General features: G+C 52.6%; 19 protein-coding genes. 14 read left to right on the top strand and 5 right to left on the bottom strand.

Annotated elements, in window-relative coordinates; translation table 11 throughout:
• Position 1: 1 nt before the first annotated feature.
• Positions 2-730, bottom strand: coding sequence for a hypothetical protein (locus NST44_RS30670; protein ID WP_340901488.1), 729 nt, complete (start codon positions 728-730; stop codon positions 2-4).
• 183 nt (positions 731-913) lie between these two features.
• On the opposite strand from NST44_RS30670, the gene NST44_RS30665 reads away from it, so the two are divergent.
• From NST44_RS30665 to NST44_RS30640, 6 genes are all read left to right on the top strand, one after another.
• On the top strand, positions 914-1,351 hold the full coding sequence (locus tag NST44_RS30665) for an NUDIX hydrolase (RefSeq protein ID WP_340901487.1): 438 nt from the start codon (positions 914-916) through the stop codon (positions 1,349-1,351).
• A gap of 518 nt (positions 1,352-1,869) precedes the next feature.
• Positions 1,870-2,544 carry a uracil-DNA glycosylase gene (locus NST44_RS30660; RefSeq protein WP_340901486.1) on the top strand — a complete coding sequence of 225 codons (675 nt, stop codon included), beginning with the start codon at positions 1,870-1,872 and terminating at the stop codon, positions 2,542-2,544.
• 49 nt (positions 2,545-2,593) lie between these two features.
• Positions 2,594-3,142 carry a delta-aminolevulinic acid dehydratase gene (locus NST44_RS30655; protein ID WP_340901485.1) on the top strand — a complete coding sequence of 183 codons (549 nt, stop codon included), beginning with the start codon at positions 2,594-2,596 and terminating at the stop codon, positions 3,140-3,142.
• 294 nt (positions 3,143-3,436) lie between these two features.
• On the top strand, positions 3,437-4,468 hold the full coding sequence (locus tag NST44_RS30650; RefSeq protein WP_340901484.1) for an ROK family protein: 1,032 nt from the start codon (positions 3,437-3,439) through the stop codon (positions 4,466-4,468).
• Positions 4,469-4,567: 99 nt separating this feature from the next.
• Entirely contained in the window at positions 4,568-5,128 is a 561-nt protein-coding gene (locus NST44_RS30645) for a sugar O-acetyltransferase (protein WP_028406399.1), read from the top strand.
• 207 nt (positions 5,129-5,335) lie between these two features.
• Positions 5,336-6,091 (top strand): hypothetical protein, encoded by a 756-nt coding sequence (locus tag NST44_RS30640; protein WP_340901483.1) that lies wholly within the window; start codon positions 5,336-5,338, stop codon positions 6,089-6,091.
• 20 nt (positions 6,092-6,111) lie between these two features.
• On the opposite strand, the gene NST44_RS30635 is transcribed toward NST44_RS30640, so the two are convergent.
• The 3 genes from NST44_RS30635 to NST44_RS30625 are packed head-to-tail and all read right to left on the bottom strand — an operon-like array spanning position 6,112 to position 8,657.
• The gene (locus NST44_RS30635; protein ID WP_340901482.1) at positions 6,112-6,507 is read right to left on the bottom strand and encodes a hypothetical protein; all 396 of its coding nucleotides are present in this window, start codon (positions 6,505-6,507) and stop codon (positions 6,112-6,114) included.
• A gap of 25 nt (positions 6,508-6,532) precedes the next feature.
• Positions 6,533-7,363: a WYL domain-containing protein gene (locus NST44_RS30630; RefSeq protein ID WP_340901481.1), complete on the bottom strand. Its 831-nt coding sequence runs from the start codon at positions 7,361-7,363 to the stop codon at positions 6,533-6,535.
• Positions 7,350-8,657, bottom strand: coding sequence for a WYL domain-containing protein (locus NST44_RS30625; protein WP_340901480.1), 1,308 nt, complete (start codon positions 8,655-8,657; stop codon positions 7,350-7,352). The genes NST44_RS30630 and NST44_RS30625 overlap by 14 nt, the downstream gene beginning before the upstream one ends.
• Positions 8,658-9,924: 1,267 nt before the next feature.
• Here NST44_RS30625 and NST44_RS30620 point away from each other — a divergent pair.
• The 3 genes from NST44_RS30620 (at position 9,925) to NST44_RS30610 (ending at position 13,844) form a co-directional block, all read left to right on the top strand.
• Positions 9,925-10,743: a nucleotidyltransferase domain-containing protein gene (locus tag NST44_RS30620; protein ID WP_007131193.1), complete on the top strand. Its 819-nt coding sequence runs from the start codon at positions 9,925-9,927 to the stop codon at positions 10,741-10,743.
• On the top strand, positions 10,718-12,322 hold the full coding sequence (locus NST44_RS30615) for a limonene hydroxylase (protein ID WP_340901479.1): 1,605 nt from the start codon (positions 10,718-10,720) through the stop codon (positions 12,320-12,322). Before NST44_RS30620 ends, NST44_RS30615 begins: the two co-directional genes overlap by 26 nt.
• 295 nt (positions 12,323-12,617) lie before the next feature.
• The gene (locus NST44_RS30610; protein WP_340901478.1) at positions 12,618-13,844 is read left to right on the top strand and encodes an RtcB family protein; all 1,227 of its coding nucleotides are present in this window, start codon (positions 12,618-12,620) and stop codon (positions 13,842-13,844) included.
• Between the two features lie 389 nt (positions 13,845-14,233).
• On the opposite strand, the gene NST44_RS30605 is transcribed toward NST44_RS30610, so the two are convergent.
• On the bottom strand, positions 14,234-14,965 hold the full coding sequence (locus NST44_RS30605; protein ID WP_144868969.1) for a methyltransferase domain-containing protein: 732 nt from the start codon (positions 14,963-14,965) through the stop codon (positions 14,234-14,236).
• 244 nt (positions 14,966-15,209) lie between these two features.
• Between NST44_RS30605 and NST44_RS30600 the strand changes: the two genes are divergently transcribed.
• The 5 genes from NST44_RS30600 to NST44_RS30580 all read left to right on the top strand — a co-directional run bounded on the left by NST44_RS30600 (position 15,210) and on the right by NST44_RS30580 (position 18,277).
• Positions 15,210-15,455 (top strand): PepSY domain-containing protein, encoded by a 246-nt coding sequence (locus tag NST44_RS30600; protein ID WP_340901477.1) that lies wholly within the window; start codon positions 15,210-15,212, stop codon positions 15,453-15,455.
• A 407-nt stretch (positions 15,456-15,862) separates the two neighbouring features.
• On the top strand, positions 15,863-16,051 hold the full coding sequence (locus NST44_RS30595; protein ID WP_340901476.1) for a hypothetical protein: 189 nt from the start codon (positions 15,863-15,865) through the stop codon (positions 16,049-16,051).
• A gap of 281 nt (positions 16,052-16,332) precedes the next feature.
• Positions 16,333-16,938 carry a DUF2087 domain-containing protein gene (locus NST44_RS30590; RefSeq protein WP_144868960.1) on the top strand — a complete coding sequence of 202 codons (606 nt, stop codon included), beginning with the start codon at positions 16,333-16,335 and terminating at the stop codon, positions 16,936-16,938.
• Positions 16,939-17,179: 241 nt separating this feature from the next.
• Complete coding sequence (locus tag NST44_RS30585; RefSeq protein ID WP_028405444.1) at positions 17,180-17,443, top strand: B-box zinc finger protein; 264 nt, start codon at positions 17,180-17,182, stop codon at positions 17,441-17,443.
• A gap of 45 nt (positions 17,444-17,488) precedes the next feature.
• On the top strand, positions 17,489-18,277 hold the full coding sequence (locus NST44_RS30580) for a prolipoprotein diacylglyceryl transferase (RefSeq protein ID WP_007131201.1): 789 nt from the start codon (positions 17,489-17,491) through the stop codon (positions 18,275-18,277).
• Positions 18,278-18,299: the final 22 nt, after the last annotated feature.

Raw genomic sequence — 18,299 nt, 5'->3', positions numbered from 1 at the left:
ATTATCGAACAATTTCTTGTAGTCTCCCACCTTCTACAATCCAATTCGTAGTACCCGCTACAAATGTATTGGCTTCATTGTCATAAGTCACTTCCTGAACTCCCAGCGTTTCATTTAGGTTTGCTACAACAATATGAGAGGGCTCTAGTTTGTAAATTGAAGTTTGAGCAATCGTACCGACCGTAGAGACAATTTCCTTAATTCCATCCTTGTCAACGTCCGCTTCTACGGTATGTGCTTCAATTCTCATTACTCTTGGAGAACCCGTATCTACATCAATGTAGTTGCTAATCGGACAGTTTGCTCCGCATGCGCCACTGACTTTGATATAGTTTTTGCCTAATGCATCAACTTGTTTAACTGTAAACAGTTCAGTATTTTGTGCAGAGTAGCCAACTTGACCGATCTCGAATCGATTTGTTCCCAGCTGTATAGCTGCGTTAACCTCTCCATGATCTCGATTTTTATGATAAAAATACACGGTGTAGTCACCGATCTTTTGTGTAAGTATGCTATTGGTTAGTTGCTTTGCAGTTATTTCCATTAGCGGCTTCTCTATGTCAGCAATTTCAAAACTTAAGGTATATTGCTGAGCTTCATTGGTGTCTGTGTTCAACCCATGGATATCGGATTCATAAAGTGTTGAATTCATTGCGGGGACGTCAGATGCTTGATTGCAACCTGCGAGGAGACATAGTGCGGTTAATATTGCTAATCTTAGTTTCTTCATTATTTCATCCCTTCGGCTCCGATTTGTTATATTTGGAATAAGTAGAAATCCAATTCCGGACTTATTATAGTAGATTCTCTGGACTGGAAAGTTGATACAATGTATTTCTTTTATGAAAGATTAGTAATCTTTTGATTAGCTGACGAACTTACATAAGGTCCTTGACCGGGAGGAGGGGATTCGATGTTCATCGTCAACGTAGAAGGTGCCGTATACAGGGACGGGCAATGGCTCGTCATTACTCGCAGCATGAAGGAGGAGCATGCCGGGGGGACTCTCTCGCTTGTAGGAGGCAAAGTCGATGAAGAAGGGCATTCGCAGGAGATTCTTGAGCGAACGGTAAGGCGCGAATTGTTCGAAGAGGTCGGAATCCGGGTTAAAGATGAGGCTGCATTCGTATACAGCTCTTCCTTTGTAACTGATGATGGAAGTCATGTCATTAACGTGGTTTTCCTGTGTGAATACGAAGAGGGAACGGCCTATTGCAAAAGTCCTGACGAGGTCGAAGCGGTGCACTGGCTGGATTACGAGGCTATTATGAATCACTCGCAGGCGCCGCCTTGGACGAAGGAGAGCATTAGAAGGGCGGCGTTGATGAAGGAGAACAGCTGCTCATCGTGATAGATTCGTTAACGAATGATAGAGTATGCCTAGCAAAAGGAGGCCATCCTTTGGCGGTGCTTCAGGATATGCGTGAGCCGGGGACATGGGTTGAATTTAGGGATGTCGGCTTCAGTTCAAGTTTTGCAAGGCGGGGCAGCTTATATATGACCTTGAGTTTGGCTGGACCAATATAACGATCAGAAATTATATCAAGGTCACTTCACAGTTTCCCGTTGAACCCCTGCACAGCATGCCTTCGAAAGGATTGTTCATGTCGTTCGAAAAACATCTATATCAGCTGGACTGGGAGGAGACAGGACCAGAAGGTTGCTACAGGTTAAGATTTTTTGGATCGGATCAGGATTTTATGCTGACCGTCCATAAGGAGTCCGTAAGAAACTTTGGCAGGGCATTCAGCAAGGAATGGGAGCATGCACCCTTAACTGTTCTGAAAGGCAAACGACATACTCGTAAAAATAGATAAGTTGGACAAGTCCCTTACCCAACATCCATTGTTTTAACCGAGGTGATACACCATGGCGATATTGAAAAATGACTGGGCTGACTATTTGACGCCGGAGTTTGAGAAGCCCTACTATTTGAGGCTGCGCAAATTTCTTGCGGAAGAGTATAAGACGAGACGGGTTTATCCGGATATGTATGATATTTTTAACGCATTGCATTATACGTCGTTTGCCGATACGAAGGTCGTCATTCTTGGGCAGGACCCTTATCACGGGCCGGGGCAGGCCCATGGGCTGAGCTTCTCGGTCAAACCGGGCGTGACGCCGCCGCCGTCGCTGCAGAACATTTTTCAGGAGCTGCACGATGATCTGAACTGCGAGATTCCGAACAACGGTTATCTTGTTCCTTGGGCCAAGCAGGGAGTGCTGCTGCTGAACACGGTGCTGACGGTTCGAGCGCGCACGCCCAATTCGCACAAGGAGATGGGATGGGAAACCTTCACGGATCAGGTGATCCAGACGCTGAATCGGAAGGAGGAGCCGGTCGTCTTCCTCCTCTGGGGGAGCCATGCCCAGCGGAAGGCGGAACTGATTTCGAACCCGAAACATCATCTGATCCGGTCACCGCATCCGAGTCCGTATTCGGCAATGCGCGGTTATTTCGGAAGCCGTCCGTTCTCCCGGGCCAACCGCTTCTTGCGTGAGGCGGGTCTGCCGGAGATCGATTGGCAGATTCCCAATATATAAGGGCTCTGCGCTCAAAAATATCGTTAGGGTAACAGGAGGAATGTAGAAAATGAGTAAGCCTGTGATGCAGGTCGCGCTGGTATGCGGACCGGATAGTGATATGGAGGCCCAGGCCGTGCGGGCGGCATTGGAGTGTTTCGGGGTACGCGTCTTTACCTACTGGATCGGCAGGCCGAATGACCTGATCGACGTCTTGTCCGGCGATGATTTATATGAAGGCACCGATATGATTCTGCTGAGTTTTCACGGGGATGAAGGCCGTCTAATCATGCCGGAGCTCGGTGATGACGTATATGAGCCAAACGAACCGAAAGGCGATTTCGGGCCGGACGAGATCCGGCGATTTGCAAGGCTGGACGGAAAGACGGTGATCGCGAATGGCTGCACGCTGGGAGATCCGGCGCTGGCCGAAGCGTTCCTTGCCCGGGGCTGTAACATGTTCATCGGGCCGGATGACTATCCGGACGGTAACGATGCGCTAATGTTCGTGCTGCGGCTGTTCTATGAGATCATTCAGCAGGGCCGTGATGTGAAGGAAGCATTCGCGATGACCGTACCTATGAGCAGCGAGCTGTCTATGTACCGTTTGTATGAATGAAAACGATGAATGTAAAAAAGACGGATAGACTATAGAAAATGCTATTTTGTCATCTCCTAGCTGTTCCGCAGGAAAGTCCTTGGAGATCTGCCGTACAACCGTAATACATAAGAAAGTCGCCGTGATGAGGCGACTTTTGTTTTTCGCGAATAATTTTTTTCTAATGCTAAGGGCTAAAGCTTTCGTCCATCCCTAATTCAAATGATACAAGGGTAGACAGCAAGAGCGAAATCATATATTTTATTACTTATTAAAAGTATTTTAATAATAGGCAAGGGAGTCGGCGCACCATTCATGAGTCCAATCAGCAATAATACGACGCAGATCAAGAAAATGAATCAAGAGTTAGTCCGGCAGGCTCTCCGAGCCATGAGGCAGGGGACCAAGTCCATGGTGGCACAAGCAACAGGTCTGAGCGTTGCCACTTGCGGCAGCATTTTAAATGAGCTGCTCGGCAACGGCGAGCTGTTGGAGCTGGGGATGGAGGAGCCAAGCGGCGGCCGCCCGGCCAGATTGTACAAGTATAATGAGCATTTTTCTTATGTTGCCTGCATTCTGATCAAAGCTGGAGTAAAGACCCATTCGTTAACCTATAAGGTAGCTAACCTCGCGGGAGAGACCATCGAGGAAGGATACCAGGAGCATGCTCGGGTTGACCTTGCTGCGGTTCATAGGCTGGTTGACCAGATCATCGGTCAATTCCCGCAAATCCGTGCGGTTGGCCTTGGCGTACCGGGAGCTGTTCATCAGGGAGTCATGAATACTAGCGATATCCGGGAGCTGGTTAACGTTCCGCTGGAGGCTTCCATTCGTGAAAAGCATGGGGTGGAAGTCATTATCGAGAACGACATGAATCTCACCGTGTACGGCTTCTACCGGAAGCAGGGATATGAGGAAGAAACATCGGTTGCGGTTGCGACCTTTATCGAAGGCAGCCTTCCAGGGGCAGGTCTGATGGTGAATGGACATATCCACAGAGGGAGCACTCGGTTTGCGGGAGAAATTGCCTTTTTGCCGCTGGGCATGTCCCAAGAAGAGCAGTTTCGGCAGCTGCATGACCGGTCGACGTTTCATGCACTGGCTGGCCGTATGGTATCTAGCTTGATTGCGGTTATGAATCCGGAGACGATCGCTCTTACGGGGAGCTTGGTCGGACACGCCGATGTGGAGCTTATTCGTCAGAAATGCCTGAAATCGATTCCGGAGATGCATATGCCGCAGCTGACCCTGCTCGAGCATCCGGAGGAGGATTATATGTACGGGCTGATCACAATGACCCTCGAAAGCCTGGCCTATTCGCTTCAGCTGGTGGAGAAACGATTGTAGGCAATTAACCGCTGATATCCCGGGTTCTTCGGCCATATTCGCCGGACGCTAACCATTTCGGAACAAATACATGATATGAGAGAGGATTGGGAGTACCACATGAAAACAGAAAAGCAAAAAATGCTCGATGGAGAGCTATACAAGGCTTGGGACCCTGAATTGGTGCGTGAGCAGGCCTATGCCAGACGGATGACGCGCATGTATAACCAAACCACCGAAGCCGACGAGGAACTGCGGGTGCGGATTCTTAAAGAGCTGCTGGGATCGACCGGGAATAACCTGAAGATGGAGCCGAACATCCGATTCGATTATGGCTACAACATTCATGTCGGTGAAAATTTCTTCGCCAACTTTGACTGCACTATTCTGGATGTATGCGAGGTACGGATTGGCGATAACTGTATGTTCGGACCTGGCGTTCACATCTACACGGCTACGCATCCGGTGGATCCGTATGAACGGATCAAGGGACCGGAATACGGGAAGCCGGTTATGATCGGCAACAATGTATGGGTTGGCGGACGCGCCGTCATTAATCCGGGTGTTACGATTGGCAATAATGTGGTTATCGCCTCAGGAGCCGTGGTGACCAAAGATGTTCCGGACAACATGATTGTCGGCGGCAATCCTGCGAAGGTGATTAAAGAAATTCACATTTAAAAAGATGTCGCTGCCTAGCATTGTATAAGGAACATTTCGCTTTCGACGGATCTCCTGGATGAAATAAAGAAGCGATATTATTGGCGATATCGTTTCTTTTTATATACTTGAGGTACTAATATAGAATCAGCAGCCGATCAGATTTGATCAGATTTGCCTCTATGTTGACGCTTCTCGGTGAATAAGTGGGGAGGGATGATGTTGCCTGTGAAAAAGAAGCTTGGTTTCGTCCTATTGATGATCTTTTCGCTGTTTATGATCCATCCGGCTGAGGCATCCGTAGATCCCGTTGAGGAAATTAGGGAACTGGTAAACCCTGAGTTTATGACTTACACATCAGGCTCTTTACGTCCGGTTAAGGATGATTATGGGATCACCGACACGGAGGATGTACAGCTTGGTGAAGGGCAGCCTTACTACATCGTCTCATCCGAATTTCTGAAGTCTTCGAGTGCAGACGGGGAGCACACAAGCGATGATATTTTTGAACACGGCGGGTTTTTATTTGTTATGGAGGAGAACGGAAAACCTGTTGGGAACGTAGACGTTACCAAAGAAAATGGGACTTGGAGCATCTCCAGGCTCTCGAGTGGAATCAGCCCCGTTCAGGCGATAATCGATACCCGTCAACAATTAGCAGCCGTTCCGGATACCAAGCTGATCTACGATCAAGCCTTTGGTCTGTTGGGGATTAGTCAAAATGAGAAATATATACAAACAGCAGGTGAACATCAGCTGAGCAATACACAGGAAATCGACATCCAATCGCTTGGGAATCAACTGATTCGGCAATATCAAGAAAGTCGGAAGCTCCCTCCTGGTTCAGCGGGGGGAAGACTGTTTCCATCTGATTCTACGAATGCGCATGGGAAATATTATACTGTGGGAGCTGTTATTTTTGCCGGATTCGCCATCATCGGAGCCGCAGTCATGCTGCTTAGGAAAAGAAGATCCAAGCTTTAAATAGGAGCAATGGATTGGTGTTACTGAACAATATCATTGAAAAAGCTTCGTATGTCCTCCAGCTCCTGAGTTTTCAGCACCACTTCCTTATCGTTCGTTACCATGATCGCAGGAAATCGGTTGAGGCCGATTTTGTCGGCGATGTCTCGGTTTGTCGGGGTCTCGAGATCATATACCTGAATGCCTTGAATCACTTTCAAGAGAACATCGCTGGAGTTCATGAATTCAAGAAGCTGCATGTCGAGACCCGAGTAAGTTTCATAGAATAAATGGATTTTATATTGATCTTTCGAATCGGATGATAGAAAATCTAGCACATCCTGCTTGCTGGTTCCCGAGCAGCCAAGGGCCATAACCAACAACAGCATCGCGAAAATCTTACCAAATACATTAACGAAATACCGTTTGCTCCTCATGTATTCACCTCACTAACATAATTTCCTATCCCTTTGGCACTTCTTCCTTACAGGCCGAGACGATGCCGTACCGTTCCAGCGCCTTCGTGGATGACTCCAGCATCCGCCGCCGTAAATAGGCACCCTCCCGGATGCGCACCCGCCGGCCGAGAAAGCGAAGCTTGGATAGCAGATACTCCTGCTCGTCACCGGGCACCAAGAGCCGGACACTGTAGGTATCCTGCCCTTCGTCATACGTTACTTCCTTATCGAAGCAGGAGAGAGCGTACAGAATTCGGGACAGCTCCCCGTTATACCGGGGGACGACGTCAATGACGGCTTCCGTCCGCCTTGCATCGAGCAGTTGCGGAATCCTCTCCAGGATGCGGTCCGCATCGGATTCGGCGATCGGTTCCTCGGACACCGACAGGATGCTGTACAGCCGGGTGCGGAGCAGTGAGCGGTTCTTCCGGTGATACCAGAGCAGGTACCACTCCTGCTTGACCATGGAGAACTCCAGCTTATAAGGCAGCCCAGGCTGGTCCTTATGGGTACGCCCGCCCTTGATTGCGTAGGAGATGCAGATCGCGTGCTTGCGCATGATCGCTCGGCGCAATGGCCGCAGCAGCGGGTGGACGACCGGTTTGCCGGCGGCCTTCGCTTTTTCCAGCAGATGCTCCGGGGTTTCCATTCCCGCATCGGGTTCCAGGATCGCCCGCAGCTTCTCCAGCGTGGCAGGGGAGAAGGCATCCGCTGCAGCCGGATGGTCCAGCATCGTTTTCAGCCAGCTGCGCTCCTGCGAGGTCACCATGAACGTGCCCGAGTCCTCGAGCCGGGATAGGATCTGGTAGTTAAAAATTTTTTCAAACGGATTCATAGGCGGCCTGGATCTCCTTCCATTCGTCGATCATTTCCTGGCGGAGCGTCAGCGGCTCCAGAATTTCGCAGGCAGAGCCGAAGCTCCGCAGCCAAGGCTTGATCTCGGTTGTGCCGTTCACGGTAATTTCGTATATGAAGGAGACCTCGTCTTCCTCGATGATCTCCCCCCATTGTCCTTGCAGCAGTACGCGTTCCTTCACGAAGCTCGGCCCGGAGACTCCTGGGTGGAAAAATCGGGCCCGAACCGTCACCGGACGGCCGGTATCGATCAGCCAGCTGTGCCGGATACGCTCCTCCAGCTCCTGCATTTTCGCCTCGAACCATGCCTCGTCAACCGCCGCATCTTCCTCAATTTGAGTCATGCCCTCCATTCGATATTTGCGAATGCCTTCCCGGCCATTAGCGAGCAGATACCATCTGCCGTACTGGTGGTCGTAGACGACCTTCAACGGAAGCACCTTCTCCCATCTGCCCTTGGATTCCCGCTCGAACAGCGGGTTTGTATTTTTAGACGCATAGCTGAGCTCCGTTTTCGGCGAAAAGTACAGAAAGCGTACCTTGTGCCGATTGCGGATGGCCTTAAGGAGGGTGAACAGATGCGCTTCGTCTAAGATGCGGGAATGATAGTGATACTTGTATAAAAGGGTCTCGGTAAACGGCATGGCTTCGCTTCGTTGAAGCTGCTTTTTAAGCCCGTCGCGGAGCAGGTATCCCGGCACGGATGGCACCTGTGTATTCGCCATGATATCAACGAAGTCATAGAGGTCCAGGAGCTCCTCTTCGGACAGCTCATGGACAAGCTCGCTGCGGATCCGGTACCGGTAAGGCCGGGGACCGGGCTCCCTGCAAATGACGCCGACCTCCTCGAGATATTTCAGGTCGGAGCGGACCGTTTTTTCATCCGGGTAGGGAACGCCGTCCGGGGTTCCGCCGCAGCAGGCGTCCAGCAGCTCCGAGACCGTTAAGGTCTCATCACGCATGGCGCTGAGGAGCAAAGAAATCCGGAGTCCCTCGGATTCCTTGACCGACTTGGCGCGGAACAGGAACAGCAGTACCGGATCGGCCGACTCATAGTAGCTGAACCGGAGGGCATCAGCCAGCTCGGCGCCCTGCTCCATGGGCAGCTGCTGGTGCACGGTGCTGACGATGTCCTTCAGCTTCCGGATGGTTTTATCAAAGGTATGTACGGAAATGCCGAGCCGGTCGGCGAACTGCTGCCGGCTGTAGGCGCCGCTCGTCAGTGCAAGCATGCGCAGAAACTGGATCTCCTTGTCAAAGCTTTCCTTGGCCATGGTCAACCTCCGTTCGTTAAGCAGGCTATCTCTCTATTGTATCAGGGGTTGAAAAGCGGTGAAACGGAAAACTTTAACCCGGATTTGCCGCTTCGTAATACTTTTGCCATGTTCAACACCCCCGGAATGCGCGAAGATAGAGGCAACAAAGAACCGAGTCCCTAAAAAGGACCTGTGGAGCGTGAAAGAGTCGGGCAGTGGCGAGCAAGTCCCCAAAAGGGACTTGTGGAGCGCAAACGAGCAGGACAGTGGCGAGCAAGTCCTCAAAAGGGACTTGTGGAGCCCAAACGAGCCGGGCAGTGGCGAGCAAGTCCCCAAAAGGGACATGTGGAGCGCAAACGAGCCCTGCCGGGGCGAGCAAGTCCCCAAAAGGGACATGTTGAGCCCAAACGAGCCGGGCAGTGGCGAGCAAGTCCCTAAAAGGGACATGTGGAGCGCAAACGAGCCTGGCAGTGGCGAGCAAGTCCTCAAAAGGGACTTGTGGAGCCCAAACGAGCCCTGCCGGGGCGAGCAAGTCCTCAAAAGGGACATGTGGAGCGCAAACGAGCCCGGAAGTGGCGAGCAAGTCCCCAAAAGGGACATGTGGAGCGCAAACGAGCCGGGCAGTGGCGAGCAAGTCCTCAAAAGGGACTTGTGGAGCGCAAACGAGCCGGGCAGTGGCGAGCAAGTCCTCAAAAGGGACTTGTGGAGCGTGAACGAGCCCTGCCGGGGCGAGCAAGTCCTCAAAAGGGACTTGTGGAGCGCAAACGAGCCGGGCAGTGGCGAGCAAGTCCCCAAAAGGGACTTGTGGAGCGTGAACGAGCCCTGCCGGGGCGAGCAAGTCCCCAAAAGGGACATGTGGAGCGCAAACGAGCCCTGCCGGGGCGAGCAAGTCCCTAAAAGGGGCCTTCGGAGCGCGAGCGAGCGCTGCCAGCGCACGAGTGAGTTGTACTACGTGAGTTAGCTCTCAAAACCTGCTTCAACGGAGCAGGCGGAATCAGGTCGGAAAAGCGTCAGCGTTCTCCTTTGTCCTCTAATTTTAACAACTGTGAAGATCATTCCAAAAATTAGAGGACAACAGAGATTGGAGACATGATCCGCATGCGGAGTGCTGATAGGCGACGAACAAAGGTACTGATCCGTATGCGGAGTGCTGATAGATGAACAAAGGTACGATTCGCACACGAAGTTATTGCCAGGCGTGCTTGAACAGAGAGTCCCAACGACGACGGTCCGGCATCCGAAGTGATGTGACCGCACCAATAGACCCCCAAAGGAGGAATTCAACATGTCGCAGATCAAGCAAACGATCCTCGAAGAACTGAAGCGCATTGAACGGGAGGAGGGCGTCCGGATTCTATATGCGTGCGAGTCGGGCAGCCGGGCGTGGGGCTTTCCTTCCCGGGACAGCGATTATGACGTGCGTTTTCTATATATCCGGCCGGTTGAGTGGTACTTATCCATATTCGACAAGCGGGACGTGATTGAACGACCGATCAGCGATAGGCTGGACATCAACGGGTGGGATTTGAAAAAAGCGCTCCGTCTCTTCCGCAAATCAAACCCGCCGCTGCTCGAATGGCTGCAGTCGCCAATCCGGTATTTGGAATGCTACTCGGCCGCTTCGCGAATCCGGGAGCACGCGTCGCAGATGTTTTCGCCTAGAGCGTGCATGCATCATTACTTGCATATGGCCAGAGGGAACTACCGGACCTACCTCCAAGGCGATACCGTCAAGATCAAAAAATATTTCTACGTGCTTCGTCCGATCCTGGCTTGCGAGTGGATCGAGAAGCATGGCGCGATGCCGCCTATGGAGTTCCAGCGGTTGGCGGATGCATTGATTCCCGAAGGGAGCGGGCTGAAGACGGCCGTTCAGGAGCTGCTCGCCCGCAAAATCGCCGGGGATGAAATGAAAGATGAGCCTAAAATCGCCGTGATCAATGAATATATTGAGACCAAATTAGCCGAATACGAGCGGATCGCGAAGGACATGCGGACGGCCGAAAGGGACGAAGTCGGCATCGATGCGAAGCTTGACGATCTGTTCCGGTCGGTAGTATATGAAGGATGGGAGAAGGATGAGTGCGATGGTCATTTTGTTTAATCAAGCGAAACGGATGCCTTGGGAGGGGAAGACCTCTATATACGATCATATTCGGCAGCAGGGCGGCACGGTGGACGGCTCCCTGCCGGATGATGAGGAATTCTGGGCGGGAAGCCGAATGCGTTGGGTGGCCGGAGGATTGGATGGCGCGCTTGGGCACCATGCGGCACCAGCCGGCGCTTCGGAGGATGTCCGGGAGCTGATCCGCCTGCTGGTAAAGCTGACGAGAAAGCCTGGGGCGTTGAAGCGTAAGGCCGTATACGAACAGCTGATGAAGCTGGATATCGGCGGCAGCATCGATGCCGTGCTGGAGGAGATTCGGCAAGCTCCCGGCATCGAGCCGGAGCCGCTGTTTTACGAAGCTAAATGGTTTGCGGAATGCGGGGCACACCGCAATGTCGTCAAATTCGGCATGGCCGTGCTCGGGTTGTTCCGAAACGAAGCGGCGAAGGACCTGCTCCTGACGCTGGGAAGGCATGAAGAATTTACACTGTATGCCGCCGTAGCGATCACGAACGGGATGGAAAACAGCAATGACGTGTTGTTTGAATTGGCCCAGACGGTCCATGGCTGGGGAAAAATCCATACAGTCGAACGGCTGCAGCCCGATACACCGGAAATTCGGGCGTGGCTGCTTCGTTACGGCTGCCCAAACAGCATCATGGATGAATACCTGGCTTGCATTTGCGCACGGAACGGCGAGCTTCATGAAGCGCTCTCGGCAAGCCGCGTCGATGACGAGCTGTTTGAAGGCGCGACTGATATCATTCAGGCGCTGCTCCATGGCGGACCCGCCGAGGATATCGACGATTACGAGTTCGCCCCGCAGGTTGTAACGGACTACGTGCGGCTCGCGGAGGAGCAGGGGCGGACGGCGAAGCATCTGACGGTCATTCTGAAGCTCCGTGAATATCTGGACGCTTCGGATGAAGGCTGGGTGCAGCGGTTAACCGCGGGATGGACCGAGGAGCGGAGACAAGCCGCTGCCGGCACTTGCGAACGCATCCTATCGAAGCCGATGTGGCAAGAAGTCGTCATCGGAGCGGTCAAGAGTGGAAGTCCCGCGGAGCAATGGTACGGGGTGTCCGCTGCCCGCAGGCTGGGCGTTGATATCTGGCAGGAGCTTTTTGCTCAGCTTACGGTGGACCCGCTGCTAGATTCCCACTATTTGGAGCTGATGAAATCGAACGATTCCATGCGAATCCGGGAGCTTGTCGACTTCGCCGAGCAGCGGCTGCCGCTCGCGGAGATTGCCTCGGGCCCGGGCGAGGAGATGGGGTTCGGCGAGGAATTTGCGGCACACCGATGCCTTAGCAGCATCCTTCAGAACCTGGACCGTCATGAAGGGATCGGCCTTGAGCTGATCGCAGCCGGCCTAAACAGCCCGGTGGTGAATAACCGGCATATGGCGCTTACCGCGCTGGAGGCATGGACGGTAGCTTCTTGGAAAGCACGGCTGTCCGAAGTGCTGGTTCAGGTGTTGGCGGTTGACCCGGATGAATCGGTCCGGGAACGCATCCGCTCCCTTTTGGAGGAGATCGGAATTTCAAACGAACAGGCAGCGCAGGGAGAAACGTAAGTAAGTTGTTTATGGGAGCTCTTAAGGTGGGGTCATGAAAAGAACGCTTGAGGCTTGCTCCAAGAAAAACGCCTTGGAAGAACTCCCAAGGAACTCCCAAGGAAAAAAACTCCTAAGGAGGACTCTTGAGAATGAAGAGAACTTTTGAAGAGAACTCCTCAAGATCACTCTTAAGGAGTCAGCTCCTAAGAAACGCGTAGAGAAATACGCCTAACGAGCACTCATACGTGTAACCTTTAGGGGAAGCATTAGAACAGAAGGCAATCATTTTTTAAAATACTGGAGTGAACGGAAAATGGGATATCAAAACATCGACGGTGTACGGGTGTGGGGAAAGCCGGATGAAAGCGCGGTGGCCCAAGCGCGCAGATGCGCCGAAACCGGCAATGTCATCCGGACCTTGCTCATGGCCGACCATCATAAAGGGTACAGTCAGCCGATCGGAGGCGTCGTTGTATACGACGGCCAGATCTCACCCTCGGGCGTAGGCTACGATATTGCCTGCGGGAACAAGGCGGTACGGACGAACCTGCATGCGAAGGACATCAAGCCGATGCTGGGACGCATAATGGACGACATCGCGCGCAGCATTTCCTTCGGGATCGGGCGCGTCAACAACACGCGGGTCGATCATGAGCTGTTTGATGATCCGGACTGGGACGTGTACCGCTCGATCGGGAAGAAGGAGCACGACAAGCTGCTGGCGCTGGCCCGGAGCCAGCTTGGCACGGTCGGCAGCGGCAACCATTTCGTCGATCTGTTTGAGGAGCAGGAGACGGGACGGCTGTGGGTCGCCAATCACTTCGGCAGCCGGGGCTTTGGACATAAAACGGCGAGCGGCTTCCTCAATCTGAGTGCCGGACGCGATTTTCTGGCAAATGCCCCGGGGGAATCGATGGACCAACCGCCGGTGCTGTTCGACCTGGACAGCGAGCTTGGCGATATGTATTATCGGGCGATGAAGCTTGCGGGCCGTTACGCCTATGCCGGACGGGATTACGTCATCGGGCAGGTGCTGTCGATGCTCGGGGCCGAAGCCGACTTCGAGGTGCATAATCATCACAATTATGCTTGGAAGGAGACGCATGACGGGAGAGAAGCCATTGTCGTGCGGAAGGGAGCCACGCCGTCGGCACCGGGGCAGACCGGGTTTATCGGCGGCAGCATGGGTGATATATCCGTGATCGTTCGGGGCAAGGATTCGGAGGAAAACCGGGACGCTTGCTACAGCACCGTACATGGGGCAGGACGCATCATGAGCCGGACGCAGGCGGCCGGCCGAATGAACTGGAAGACCCGGACCCGCAGCGGCGGACAAATCTCGACAGCACAGATGCTGGCGGCAGTTAAGGAATTTGGCGTGGAGCTGCGCGGCGCCGGTACGGACGAAAGCCCGTTTGTGTACCGCAAGCTCCAGGACGTTCTGGATGCGCACGCCGGGACGATTGAGGTACTGCATGTGCTGAAGCCGATCGGCGTCTGCATGGCGGGTGCAGATGAATTCGATCCGTACAAGGATTAACGCGTATACTGGTATCATCGGACTTACATGGATTACATTGGATTACGTTGCTTTGCATTGCATTGTGCCGTATTGCATTGTGCCGTATTGCATGTACCGTACTGCATGTATCCGTATTATGTATCGTATTGCATGTATCGTACTACATGTATCGCATTGTATTATATCGCATTGCATTTTATTTTATTGTATTGCATTGAAATGAATAAATATGAAATGAATGAATTGAACAGCATTGAATTGCGGCCGTTTCCTGGAATATCACCATGGAAACGGCCGTTATTATTTCACGGATTATCATAGGACGAATGAAGTCCTGAGTCGTTCATTGGAACACATGATTGAACATCTAATGCCAGACTTTTCGTGGTCATCAACGCAATGAAGCCTTACCCGTTCTTAACCCCCTCCAAGAACAAAAACAGCGGAATCCGCCGCCGGCGTTCATACGTCTCCTCGGTTAGGAAATGCTCGCGAACCGGCTTTGATTCGCGAAGGGACGCCACGCGAAAGCCTGCTTCCGTAAGTGCCATAAAATAATCCTCCACCGTGCGATGATATTTATGGACCGTTCCCCCAAGCCACTGCTGCTCCCGGTACCCCTCGATGAAGTAGTTGTCCACGACCCAATTCGTCCTTATCCCGGACGGCTGAAGGGTAGAGGTAATGACCGGATGCTCAATGGAGAAGATGAATTTTCCGCCGGGCTTAAGGGTCTGATGAATGCCTCGAAAGACGCTCTCGATATCTTGTAGATAATGAATGGCGAGCCTGGAGATTACCACATCATAGGTATCACGCGGATACGCATAATCCTCCATCCTCATGTGCTGAACGGTCCCGTTGTTGAAACCGGTTAGATTACTCTCCGAGGCCTCCGCCATTTTGCGGGAACCCTCGATTCCCACGTAGGCTGCACAACCTTTTTTCAACAATTCCACGCCAAATCCGGCATCCCCGCACCCCAGATCCAGTATATGACGATCCGAAATATCCCCCAGCAGCTCCATAATGACGGGCTTCTCTAAGGTATCGTTAGCGTTCTCCTGCCATTGACGGCGCTGCATATACTTCTCGAAGTTCGCGTCGTTGTCATAAAAATCAGTTCCGTGATTGCGCATTAGGTCCCTCCCTCGGATAATGCCCCAAATCCTTCCATCGTGTACTTTAACACAAAAGCGGGGCACGATGCTATCGGAGCAGAGAGAGGTACGATCATGGTGCTAATTTTACCGTGCTGTGCTGCAAGGAAGCCTCAAGGTAGAGGAAAAATGAAATGACGGCCGGTGGATGAAGACGCACCAACAACCGGCCTTTTTCATATGGTACAGGAGCGGATCTTATGATGAAGGGAGTTATTGTTTGATGTACGGAAACTACTACCATGCTCCAGGACCCATGACCAGGCAGAGAGTTTCAATGCAGCAAGCCCAAGAAATTGCACTGGCCCGCGTTCCGGGGCGAATTGTGCATGTCGATATGGAGCTGGAGCACGGCGTGTTGGTATACGAAGTATTTATCCTGACATCCGAGAACAGGCTGTTCGAAGTCGAGGTACTCGCGAAGTCAGGGAGAATCTTGAAGATCGAGGAAGAAGACGACGAAGATTAAGGCGGGTCGGGTTATAGAAACAACGAACCGAGTGAGACGTGGGGAAACCATCGTTTCGCTCGGTTTTTTATCATGGAGATGCAAAGGCATAACCCGCCTGTCATGTTCATGACATATAGCAGGACAGCAAAATTCCGGATCCATATCCCGAAGCTTGCAGCATACATTCGATATCAAGATTAGGTGAAGCTCGAACCTCGAAGCGATATATGTAAAAAAGGTTTAGAGGCGTTTATTCCCTATATTTTGCATCAAGTTGGCCTCTATAATGGAGTTGAACATGCATAGCGGCTTGTATCCCTAAGGATATGAATTCTCATAACATGGGTTAAACGCATCAATGGAGCTGCTCGTGTACAGGTTCGCTGAAACAAGAGAGAGATATCAAACTAAAGGAGATATGAAACATGGCTAAAACGAAACGGGGCCGAGCCCTGTGGAACACGCCTTCCCGGGGCCGCGGCACATGTCCGGTATGCAGCACATCGCGCATCAAGCTGCTCTATACCGCGAACAAATCGGACGGCACGGCGCTGAAGGTATGCAAGCGATGCCAGAACGCCGACCCGGCCAGGGTGGACGCTGCCGTAATCTAGAGGGGGTCGGTGCAAGGCGCCGGATGGCGGGAGTGAGCCGCCTTTCTAATAAGAGGCATCCATCAAAAAGTCCATTCCTTATTCAAGGGGATGGTCTTTTCATTTTGACAGGATAACGCTGCCGATGGTGTAGACCTCCAGCAGACCAATGGTAAGCGAGCTGAGGTGTACGTACGTCGTGCCCATGCTGGTTTACTTTTCCCTGCCGTTGGTTTAATATTTAATTAGATGAATATTAAATTAGACGATGATTAAACTAACGGATTGGAGGGACCCGGACAATGCAACTGGATAAAGTGGTCAACTATCACAAAGCACTTGCGGATCCAACGCGGATTAAAATCCTCATCCTGCTCGCCGAAGGGGAATTGAACGGGCAGGTCCTTGCGGAGAAGCTCGGCGTTACGCCGGCAACGATTACGCATCATGCCGCCAAGCTGCGGGAAGCGAGCCTCATTAAAGAGCGCCGGGACAAGAACACGATTTATTTTTCGCTCAATCATTATTTCATTAAGAACAGCGCGTCGGCAACGGAGAATTTAATCTACCAGCGCGTGAACCCGGAGCATACAGCCGAGCGCATTCCGGATGCGGATCAGCAGCTGCGGGAATCGGTGATCAAGAACTTCTTCACACAAGACGGGAAGCTGAAGAGCATTCCGGCACAGCTGAAGAAGAAGCTCATCGTGCTGACGCATATCGTATCCATGCTGGAAAATGGACGAAAGTACAGCGAGAAGGAGATCAACGAGTTCATCGCCGGATTCCATGAGGACTTTGCGACGATTCGCCGGGAATTCATCATGCACCACTTCATGTACCGGGACAATGGCGTGTACGAGCTGAACCCGCAGGAGATGTGGGCCCGGTGGGAGGATTTAAAGTAAAAACAGCGCGCAGCTTGCACCTTAGCACTCCATTCCATGCATGGAATCCGTTTTGATATATAACAATGAAAAGAGCGGATGGCAAGCCCTCGGACCTTTTTAGAATGCTGGTCCAAGGGCTTGCTTTCCTTATGTCCGGTCCGCATTCGCAGACGCTCCCGATACCGAACCGTAGCCAACCGACCCGGCAGCGGTTACAATAAGAAAATACAAGGATAGAAATTCCAAGTGAGGTGAAAGGATGGACGTTTACCGCTGCATGAACCATCCTGAAGCGCCGGCCATCGGTCAATGCAGGCGCTGCGGGAAACCGATCTGCAAGGACTGCTATAACCTGGACACCGGCTGCTGCCGCTACCGCTGCGGCGAGATCGGCTATGCTCCGCATACGCCGCCCCGGCCCAAGAGCGCGTTTTGGAGCGTCATTGTGTCCCTGCTTGCCATTCTCGGCGGATTGGCGGTGCTGCTGCTTGCGATTTGCGGCGCCATGCTGTTTTCCTATTAGGCAATGAATCTTATGCGTTAAGTTTGTAAATCAAGGAGTGGGCAGATGGAATTTCCCGTTTATATATACCTAGGTTCCTGGCGGATTCATCCGCATGTGCTGTTTGAAGCACTGGCCTACTTTATCGGCTTTCGCGTCTATTTGTGGACCCGGCGGCCCAGCGGCATGTCCAAGCTGATGAGCCTGCAAATTTTGGCAGGGACGATCGCGGGCGCGGCCATAGGGTCCAAGCTGCTGTTTTGGCTGGAGGATCCGGCCGCCACGTGGGAGCAGCTGAGCCAGCTCCATTTGCTGTGGGGCGGGAAAACGATTGTTGGGGGTCTCCTAGGGGGCCTAATCGGGGTGGAGCTGACGAAACGCTGGGTGGGCTGGAAGCATTCTACCGGCGATGATTTCGTATACCCGCTTATCCTGGGCATGGGGCTGGGACGGATCGGCTGCTTTCTGACCGGTCTGGACGACCATACGTACGGCACGGCGACGTCCTGGGTGACGGGCGTGGATTTCGGCGATGGAGTCCTTCGCCATCCGACTCAGCTGTATGAGATTGTTTTTCTGATCGTCCTGGCACTGCTGCTTATCCCGCTGTACCGTCAGAGCCGCAGCCAATCCCCCGGTGAAGGTTATGTATCGGGCCGGATGTTCCAATGGTTCATGGCCGGGTACCTGCTGTTCCGTTTAGGGGTCGAATGGATCAAGCCGACGCCTCACCCCTACCTGGGGCTGAACAATATCCAGCTGGCCTGCATTGCCGGCCTGATCTACTACGCCTGGCTCATCGGCGGCAAGAGCAAGCTTCGCCGATCGATCCCGGAGTCCCATCTTCCAAGCTGATCAAGATAAAGGAGCGTTACAT

The organism is Paenibacillus sp. FSL W8-0919 (assembly GCF_038003785.1).
GTDB lineage: Bacteria > Bacillota > Bacilli > Paenibacillales > Paenibacillaceae > Paenibacillus_AQ > Paenibacillus_AQ lactis.
The sequence above is the reverse complement of the archived record's forward strand: the minus strand, read 5'-3'. Positions and strand labels throughout refer to the sequence as shown.